Below are 8,570 nucleotides of genomic sequence, written 5' to 3' on the forward strand. Positions count from 1 at the left end.
AGTCTGGGGGCTTCTGATGGCGGAGGCGGGGCGGACCGTTTCGGCTCAGCCGCCGGTGAGCTGGGCGAACTTCTCCTCGAACGCCGTCTCTTCCTTCGCGGTCAGCGAGCGGAAGCTGTGCGCCCTGGCCGCCATCGTCTTGTCCGGAACGATGAGGGGGTCGTTCGCGACGTCCTTGTCGATCTTGGCGAGTTCCGGTTTGACGACGCTGCTGTCGAGCGGCGTGACGTAGTTGATCCATGCGGCGAGTTCGGCGCCGACGGCCGGCTCGTAGTAGTAGTCCATGAGCTTCTCGGCGTTGGTTTTGTGCCGCGCCTTGTTCGGGACCAGCATGTTGTCGGTCGACGAGATGTAACCGGCGTCCGGGATCGCGAACTTGACGTCCGGGTTGTCCGCCTGGAGCTGTACGACGTCGCCGGCCCAGGCGAGACAGGCCGCCAGGTCGCCCTTGCTGAGGTCGGCTATGTAGTCGTTGCCGGTGAAGCGGCGGACCTGGTTCTTGTCGACGGCCTTCTGGAGGCGGGCGGTCGCCGCGTCGAAGTCGTCCGCCGTGAAGTCGCGGGGATCCTTGCCGAGGTCGAGCAGGGTCATCCCGATGGTGTCGCGCATCTCGGAGAGCAGGCCGACCCTGCCCTTCAGTTTCGGGTCGTCGAGGAGCTGCGAGACCGACGTGATCTCCTTGCCGCCCGTGGCCTTCGTGTTGTACGCGATGACCGTCGCGATGCCCTGCCACGGGTAGGAGTAGGCGCGGCCCGGATCCCAGTCGGGGTTGCGGAACTGGCCGGCCAGGTTGGTGTACGCGTGCGGCAGGTTGGACGGGTCGAGCTTCTGCACCCAGCCGTAGCGGATGAGGCGGGCGGCGAGCCAGTCGGTGAGCACGAGGATGTCGCGGCCGGTGTCCTGGCCCGCCGCGAGCTGCGGCTTGAGCTTGCCGAAGAACTCGACGTTGTCGTTGATGTCCTCGGTGTACTTGACCTGGATCCCGGTGCGCTTACTGAACGCCTCCAGGCTGGGCCGGTGCTTCTCGTCGTCGCTCATGTCGATGTACTCGGTCCAGTTGGAGAAGTTGATCTGCTTCTCCTTGGCCGAGTGGTCCTCGGACGAGATCCCGCCCCCGGACTTGCTCGCCGCCGGGATGCCGCAGGCGCTCAGCGTCCCGAACCCGCCGACGGCGAGCGCGCCGCCCGCCGAACCGCGGAGCAGCGACCGGCGGGTGAGTGCCGTCCTGGCACGCCCGCTCCTGAGACTGCGGTGCACAGCGGCCACTTGGGCCGGGGACAGGCGGTCGGGCTCGTACTGCTCCATACGCGTGGTGCCCTTTCGGGAGGCCCTTACGGGAGGTGGGTCGGCCGCTGGTCGGACGGCCTGGCTGCTATCGGTCCCCGAAGATCGTGCGGTGCCAGTCCTTCCTGGCGAGCGCGGTGTTGTCGAACATGACGTGCTTGATCTGGGTGTATTCCTCGAAGGAGTACGCGGACATGTCCTTGCCGAAGCCGGACGCCTTGTAGCCGCCGTGCGGCATCTCGCTGAGGATCGGGATGTGGTCGTTGATCCAGACGCAGCCCGCCTTGATCGCGCGGGTGGCACGGTTCGCGCGGAACACGTCCCGGGTCCAGGCGGAGGCGGCAAGTCCGTAAGGGGTGTCGTTGGCGAGCCGGATGCCCTCCTCGTCGCTGTCGAAGGGCAGGACGACGAGGACGGGCCCGAAGAGTTCGGACCGGACGACCTCGCTGTCCTGCGCGGCGTCGGCGATGAGGGTCGGCCGGTAGAAGGCGCCGGGGTGGTCGGGGGCCTCACCGCCGGTCACCACGCGCGCGTAGCCGCGCGCCCGGTCGACGAAGCCCGCGACCCGGTCGCGGTGGGCGTGCGAGATGAGGGGGCCGAGATCGGTGTCGGGGTCGAACGGGTCGCCGACCCGGACCGTCCCCATCAGGTCCGCGACGCCGGACACGAAGGCTTCGTAGAGGGGTCGTTGCACGTACGCGCGCGTGGCGGCGGTGCAGTCCTGCCCGGTGTTGATGAGGGCGCCCGCGACGGCGCCGTGCACGGCGGCCTCCAGGTCCGCGTCGTCGAACACGACGAACGGGGCCTTGCCGCCGAGCTCCAGGTGCAGCCGCTTGACAGTGGCGGTGGCGATCTCGGCGACGCGCTTGCCGACGGCGGTGGAGCCGGTGAAGGACGTCATGGCGACGTCCGGGTGCCCGACCAGGTGCTCGCCCGCGTCCCGGCCCGCGCCCGTGACGACGTTGACGACGCCGTCGGGGATCCCTGCCTCGGTCGCGGCCTGCGCGAACAGCACCGAGGTGAACGGCGTCAGCTCGGCGGGCTTGAGGACGATGGTGTTCCCGGCGGCGATGGCCGGCAGCACCTTCCACGCGGCCATCTGGAGCGGGTAGTTCCAGGGCGCGACGGAGCCGACGACGCCGATCGGCTCGCGGCGTACGTAGGAGGTGTGGTCGCCGCTGTACTCACCGGCCGACTGACCTTGCAGGTGGCGGGCGGCGCCCGCGAAGAACGCGGCGTTGTCGACGGTCCCGGGGACGTCGAACTCGCGGCTCAGCTTGAGGGGCTTGCCGCACTGCAGCGACTCCAGAGCCGCGAACTCCTCGGCCCGCTCGGCCAGCACCCCCGCGAACCGGTGCAGCGCGTCGGAGCGCTCGCCCGGCGTCGCGCCCGACCACTGCGGGAAGGCCGCACGGGCGGCGGCGACGGCGGCGTCCACGTCGCCCGCGCCCGCCAGTTCGTACGTGTACACGGACTCGCCGGTGGCAGGGTCGACCACGGCGTGGGTGCGGCCCGAGGTGCCGTCGGCCGGGCGTCCGGCGACGAAGTTCGCTCCGCCGGCGAAGCGCTCCCGCGCGGTGGCGGCGACCGACGCGGCCGTGAGGGGGTGGGCCGAGGTGGGGTGGTGCATGAGTGCTCGCTCTCGCTCTCCGCCGCCGGCGTCCCGTCCCGCGGGCCCCGGCGTGGCTCCAGCTCGATTTGAGTGCCGATCCTGACAGAGGGCCACTACTGCAACAAGTGATTCCGTTGTTGCCTTTTGGTTACGCGACGGAATCTGTCGACCAGGTGTCGAGTCGCCTTGGAAAACCCAGGACGGAGTGTCAGTGGTGCGTGCCAGACTCGCGTGCATGGGGATCTTGGGGGACGAGATGAAGATCGACAGCAGGGAAGCGCTGGTCGCGGCCCTTGCTGCGGGGGCGCGCGTGAAGTATCTGCACTTCTGGGGGCACGCACCGCGCAAGGACGGGGCGCTGGGGCCGAGTTGCCTGAGCCAGTGGTGGCCGTCGCCGTTCACCGTGGAGGGTGTGGAGTACGCGACGGCGGAGCACTGGATGATGGCGTCGAAGGCCCGGCTCTTCGACGACGCGGAGGCCGAGCGGCAGGTGCTGGCGGCGGCCCATCCGTCCCAGGCGAAGAAGGCGGGCCGTCTGGTGCGGGACTTCGACGACGCGGTGTGGCTGCGGGAGCGGTTCCGGATCGTCGTCGAGGGCAGCGTCCACAAGTTCGCCGCGGATCCGGACCTGCGGGACTTTCTGCTCCGCACGGGCGGGAGAGTGCTGGTGGAGGCGAGCCCGGTGGACCGGATATGGGGCATCGGCCTGGCGGCGGACGACGCGGCGGCGCAGGACCCCCGGACGTGGAGAGGGCCGAACCTGCTGGGGTTCGCGCTCATGGAGGCGCGGGGGCGGCTGGCCGCGGGGGCCTGACGGCCGGCCGCGTGTTCCTGGGATGCGGCCCGACATGCGTACGGGCCCGGGGCATGGCCCCGAGCCCGATACCTGGGTCCGGCTCAGCTCAGCGGTTGATCCCGATCAGCAGGACGAGGAACCCGAGCCCCACGACGAGTCCGAACGAGCCGCAGATGATGCCGGTCAGCGCCTGCCCCGGGTTGCTCGCCTCACCGCGCTTGGCCTTGCCGCGGCCGAGGGTGCCGAAGACGATGCCGAGGATGCCCAGGATGATGGCGAGCGGCCACATCAGGCACAGCACGGCGGAGACGATGCCGGTCACCATGCCGGTGACCCCGATGCCGTTGCTCGGCTGCGGCGGCATCCCGCCGGGCCAGCCGTACTGGGGCGCGGCTCCGTACGGCGGGGGCTGCTGCGCCGGGTAACCGTACTGCGGGGCGCCCTGGTAGCTGCCGTAGGACGGCAGGCCCGGACCGCCGGGCGCGACCGGCGGGGGCGGCACCGGGCCGCCGCCCTGCTGTACGGGCGGTGCCGCGTACGGCGACGGGGACTGGGGCGGCACCGGCGCGTACGGGGACTGCGGGGCCTGCTGTGCGTGAGGCGCGTGGGGAGGCTGCGGGGCCTGCGGCGGCTGCGGGGCCTGGGGAGGCTGCGGTGCCTGCGATGCCTGAGGCGGCTGCGGTGCCTGAGGTGCGTGATGGGCCGGCATCGCCGTCACCGTCTGGCTCTCGTGCAGACCCCGGGCGCCCGGCCCCTTCGGCCCGTCCGGCCCCTTCGGCTGCTGTGCCGCCGCGTCCTGCGGCGCGGCCCAGGGGTCGTTGCCCTGCGGTGTGGTGCCGCCTGCCATGTGAAGCGCCCCCTTCGGTTCGTCGGTCCCGACATGCTACGGGGCCCGCGGCCGGGCTCTCCCGGCCGCATACGATGCCCGGGTACCCCGATCAGCCGATCACCCGAGTTCCTGGGGAGGAATCCGTGAGCCAGAGCCTGCAGACCTTTATCGCCGGACTGCCGAAAGCCGAACTCCACGTGCACCACGTGGGCTCCGCCTCACCCAGGATCGTCTCGGCGCTCGCCGCCCGGCACCCCGACGCGGGGGTGCCCACGGATCCCGAGGCCCTCAGGGACTTCTTCACGTTCCGGGACTTCGCGCACTTCATCACCGTGTACCTGTCCGTGGTCGACCTGATCCGTACGCCGGAGGACGTCCGCCTCCTCACGTACGAGGTGGCCCGCGACATGGCCCGGCAGAACGTGCGCTACGCCGAGCTGACCCTCACCCCGTTCTCCTCCACCCGCCGCGGCATCGACGCCCGCGCGTTCATGGACGCCATCGAGGACGCCCGCAAGGCCGCCGAGTCGGAGTTCGGCACGGTGCTGCGCTGGTGCTTCGACATCCCCGGTGAGGCGGGCCTGGAGTCGGCCGAGGAGACGGCGCGGCTCGCGACGGACGACGCGCTGCGCCCCGAGGGCCTGGTCTCGTTCGGGCTCGGCGGACCCGAGATCGGCGTGCCCCGGCCGCAGTTCAAGCCGTACTTCGACCGCGCGATCGCCGCGGGCCTGCACTCCGTACCGCACGCGGGCGAGACGACCGGTCCGGAGACGGTGTGGGACGCGCTGACGTACCTGGGCGCCGAGCGCATCGGCCACGGCACGTCCAGCGCCCAGGACCCGAAGCTGCTCGCGCACCTCGCCGAGCGCGGGATCCCGCTCGAGGTATGCCCGACGTCGAACATCGCGACGCGCGCGGTCACCACCCTCGACGAGCACCCCCTGCGGCAGTTCGTGGACGCGGGCGTGACCGTCACCATCAACTCGGACGACCCGCCGATGTTCTCCACGGACCTCAACAACGAGTACGCGGTCGCGGCCCGCCTCCTCGACCTCGACGAGCGGGGTCTGGCCGGCCTGGCGAAGAACGCGGTGCACGCCTCCTTCCTCGACGAGCCCGGCAAGGCGCGGATCACCGCGGAGATCGACACGTACACGGACCGCTGGCTCGCCGGCGCGTAACCGCCCCGTCCGCCCCACAATGGTGGCCATGCGCACTGTGACTGCCGTGGCCCACCGTGGCGACCCCTATCGCGTCCGCGAGAACACCCTCCCCTCCCTGCGCTCCGCGCTGGAGAAGGGCGCGGACGCGGTGGAGGTCGATGTCCGCCTGACCCGCGACGGCGTACCCGTACTCCTGCACGACTCGACGCTCAAACGCCTGTGGGAGCACGACCGTCCGCTGTCCGCGCTCTCCGCGGACGAGGTGCGCGGGCTGACGGCGGGCGGTGTGCCCACGCTCGTCGACGCCCTCGAAGCGGCCGCCCAGGGCGGGGTCATGATCGATCTGCCGGGCGCGGACACCCGTACGGTCCGCACGGTCGTCGCCACCGTCCGGGACTGCGGCGCCGAGGAGCGCGTCCACTACTGCGCGGGCGCCGCGACGATGCTCAAGGTGCGCGCCGCGGACCCGGCCGCCGAGATCGCCCTGACCTGGACGTCCCTGGCCCCGCCGCGTCGCGCCCTGCTCGACGCGGTCCGCCCGCGCTGGCTCAACTACCGCTTCCCCCTGGTCACCCGGGAGCTGGCGGCGCGCGTCCACCGCGACGGCTGCCTGGTCTCCGCCTGGACACCGGACACCCGGCGCTCGATGCGCAGGCTGCTCGCCGCGGGCGCCGACTCGATCACGACGAACCGCGTCGACCTCCTGACAGCGCTCCGCAACGAGTGAGCACAGGCTGCCCCTAGGGCTTTCCTGATGGCTGCCCCTAGGGCACCGCCCGGGTGACTACCGGGGTCGGTGCTCCTCCCCGGCGACGATCTACGAACCCCGGCGGCCGCAGAGGATGGTGCACATCGGCCCGCTCGGGCCAACGACCGTACCGGGAGCCCCAGTTGAAGCCGCACCGTCATGCCTTGCGCGCCCTCGCCGTGTCCACCGTCCTCGCCCTCGGCGCCGTCGCGGCCCCACTCGCCACCGCCGCGCCGCACCCCGCCGTACACGCAGCCACACACTCCGCACACTCCACACACTCCGCACCCGACGCCTCGGCCCTGCGGGCGGCCATCAGCGGCCTGCCGGACCAGGACGCCACCGCGGCCCTCGTACGGGTCGGCGGCACGAGCGGGTCCTGGCACGGAGTCGCGGGCGTGCGAGATCTGCGCACGGGGGCGAAGGCCCTGGAGAACGCCCGCTTCCGGGCGGGTTCGACGACGAAGGTGGTGACGGCGGCCGTCGTGCTGCGCCTCGCCGCCGACGGCAGGGTGGACTTGGACGCGCCCGTGCAGGAGTACCTCCCGGACCTGTTCGCGCCGAACGCCGGCGCGTTCCCCGACCCCATCTCCGTACGCCGACTCCTGAACCACACCAGCGGGTTGAAGCCGGGTACGTCTTGGGGTGCGGACTTCGAGGAGGCGTACTCGCACCGCTTCGAGACCCTGACCCCGCGGCAGGTCGTCGCCGGGTCGGTCGCCGCGGGCCGCGCGCACGCCCCGGGCACGGTGCAGGAGTACCTCGGCATCAACTACACCCTGCTCGGCCTCCTCGTGGAGAAGGTCACGGGCCGTCCGTTCGCGGCCGGGGCCGAGCGGCTCGTGCTGCGTCCGGCGGGGATGCGGCACACGTACTTCCCCGGCACGGATCCCCGCATCCGGGGCCCGCACAACCGCGGCTACCAGCTTTCCGGCGGCAAGCTGCTCGACGTGACCGAGTGGAACCAGTACGACCGTCTCGCGGGCGGCGACATGATCTCCACGACGGCCGACCTGGAGCGGCTGATCACGTCCCTGTTCCGGGGAAGGATCGTGCCGCAGCCGCAGTTGCGGGAGATGTTCACGGTACCGGCGGGCATCGAGGGCGCCACGATGAGCGCGGGCCTTCAGCGCTTCACGTCCGACGACGGCAAGGTCGTCTGGCTCAAGACGGGCAGCCGCTACGGCTACAACTCGGTGGTCGGCGCCACCCGCGACCTGTCCCGCACGCTGGTCTACTCGGTCAACTCCACCGACGCGAAGGGCGAGGACATGAACGCGGTGGCCCAGCGCATCGTGCTCGCGACGCTCAAGAATCTGGACTGAGCCGCAGAACCCGGCCGCCACGCGATCGGCGTGCCCCGTCCGCCACGCGATCGGTGCGCCGGAGGGCGTTGTCGGTGGGGTGCACTACGGTTCCAGGCACGCTGCGCTCGACCGCACCGTGCTCTCGCCTGGCCGCTATGGACGGCCAGGCGAGAACAGAGCTGCACGCCCCCCAACTTCTCGGCACGGGAGCGGGCCCTTCCGGATGGGAAGGCCGACACCGAAGGTGCCTCACCCCCATTCAGGTGCTTCGACTCCCGTAATGCAAGGAAAACCGGGAACTTCCACGCCTCCGGGGCACGACCTGCTCGCTTTTTAGTCACCGATCGGTCACGCACGGTCGTCGCCGACCGCTCGATGACCGGCATTGTTCCGTGAATCCATGATCACGTGGCGTAACAACTGCCCCTGCGGTCATTGTGGTTGACCTCCCCGGCGGACGGGCTCGGCACCCGCCCTGTCCTGGGACCCGTCGGCTTCCGGATGGGCCGGCGGGCTTCGAGAAGGCCCGACTTCTGGAGGTCCCGTGGAACGAAAGCAGATATGGCTCGTTGCGGCCACTCTCACGGTTTTCGCCTGGAGCGTCGCGATGGTCGCCATGGGGCAGGTCGCGGCGGTCGCCGCGCTCGCGCCCGCGCTCGGCCTGACCGTGCAGCAGATCACTCGTGCGGCCCGCCCGGACCACACCCCCGCCTCCGGCCACCGTGTGACCGCCTCCCCGCACGAGAAGGAGGACGGCGCACCGTGACCGCACCCTCCGACCCGTCCGCGTCGCCGGATGAGACCGGCCCGTCCGACCGGCGGGAGACCCCC

Annotated in this window: 8 protein-coding genes; 5 read left to right on the forward strand and 3 right to left on the reverse strand. The window is 71.4% G+C overall.

From position 1 onward, the window contains the following. Window positions 1-45: 45 nt before the first annotated feature. Together ABD366_RS24745 and ABD366_RS24750 are read right to left on the reverse strand one after the other, a co-directional pair. On the reverse strand, window positions 46-1,305 hold the full coding sequence (locus ABD366_RS24745) for a polyamine ABC transporter substrate-binding protein (RefSeq protein ID WP_324766526.1): 1,260 nt from the start codon (window positions 1,303-1,305) through the stop codon (window positions 46-48). 67 nt (window positions 1,306-1,372) lie between these two features. Next, complete coding sequence (locus ABD366_RS24750; protein WP_324766524.1) at window positions 1,373-2,914, reverse strand: gamma-aminobutyraldehyde dehydrogenase; 1,542 nt, start codon at window positions 2,912-2,914, stop codon at window positions 1,373-1,375. Window positions 2,915-3,131: 217 nt separating this feature from the next. Here ABD366_RS24750 and ybiA point away from each other — a divergent pair, with 217 nt between their 5' ends. Then, on the forward strand, window positions 3,132-3,710 hold the full coding sequence (ybiA, locus tag ABD366_RS24755) for a riboflavin biosynthesis intermediates N-glycosidase (RefSeq protein ID WP_324766523.1): 579 nt from the start codon (window positions 3,132-3,134) through the stop codon (window positions 3,708-3,710). Window positions 3,711-3,798: 88 nt separating this feature from the next. Here the strand turns inward: ybiA and ABD366_RS24760 are convergent, their stop codons facing one another. Beyond that, window positions 3,799-4,539, reverse strand: coding sequence for a DUF4190 domain-containing protein (locus ABD366_RS24760; protein ID WP_324766522.1), 741 nt, complete (start codon window positions 4,537-4,539; stop codon window positions 3,799-3,801). A gap of 74 nt (window positions 4,540-4,613) precedes the next feature. Here ABD366_RS24760 and ABD366_RS24765 point away from each other — a divergent pair, with 74 nt between their 5' ends. From ABD366_RS24765 to ABD366_RS24780, 4 genes are all read left to right on the forward strand, one after another. After that, window positions 4,614-5,702, forward strand: a complete 1,089-nt coding sequence (locus ABD366_RS24765) for an adenosine deaminase (RefSeq protein ID WP_324766521.1) — start codon at window positions 4,614-4,616, stop codon at window positions 5,700-5,702. Between the two features lie 28 nt (window positions 5,703-5,730). After that, window positions 5,731-6,411 (forward strand): glycerophosphodiester phosphodiesterase, encoded by a 681-nt coding sequence (locus ABD366_RS24770; RefSeq protein ID WP_324766520.1) that lies wholly within the window; start codon window positions 5,731-5,733, stop codon window positions 6,409-6,411. Between the two features lie 164 nt (window positions 6,412-6,575). Next, window positions 6,576-7,757 (forward strand): serine hydrolase domain-containing protein, encoded by a 1,182-nt coding sequence (locus tag ABD366_RS24775; RefSeq protein ID WP_411293623.1) that lies wholly within the window; start codon window positions 6,576-6,578, stop codon window positions 7,755-7,757. 526 nt (window positions 7,758-8,283) lie between these two features. Continuing rightward, the gene (locus tag ABD366_RS24780) at window positions 8,284-8,505 is read left to right on the forward strand and encodes a hypothetical protein (RefSeq protein WP_324766518.1); all 222 of its coding nucleotides are present in this window, start codon (window positions 8,284-8,286) and stop codon (window positions 8,503-8,505) included. Window positions 8,506-8,570 lie beyond the last annotated feature (65 nt).

The sequence above is a fragment of the Streptomyces kunmingensis genome (assembly GCF_039533535.1).
GTDB classification, from domain to species: Bacteria; Actinomycetota; Actinomycetes; order Streptomycetales; family Streptomycetaceae; genus Streptomyces; species Streptomyces kunmingensis.

Excerpts from the sequence above, each read along its gene's own strand:
- ABD366_RS24745 (WP_324766526.1), bottom strand. The coding sequence starts at position 1,305 with ATGGAGCAGTACGAGCCCGACCGCCTGTCCCCGGCCCAAGTGGCCGCT.
- ABD366_RS24750 (WP_324766524.1), bottom strand. The coding sequence starts at position 2,914 with ATGCACCACCCCACCTCGGCCCACCCCCTCACGGCCGCGTCGGTCGCC.
- ybiA (WP_324766523.1), top strand. The coding sequence starts at position 3,132 with ATGGGGATCTTGGGGGACGAGATGAAGATCGACAGCAGGGAAGCGCTG.
- ABD366_RS24760 (WP_324766522.1), bottom strand. The coding sequence starts at position 4,539 with ATGGCAGGCGGCACCACACCGCAGGGCAACGACCCCTGGGCCGCGCCG.
- ABD366_RS24765 (WP_324766521.1), top strand. The coding sequence starts at position 4,614 with ATGCCCGGGTACCCCGATCAGCCGATCACCCGAGTTCCTGGGGAGGAA.
- ABD366_RS24770 (WP_324766520.1), top strand. The coding sequence starts at position 5,731 with ATGCGCACTGTGACTGCCGTGGCCCACCGTGGCGACCCCTATCGCGTC.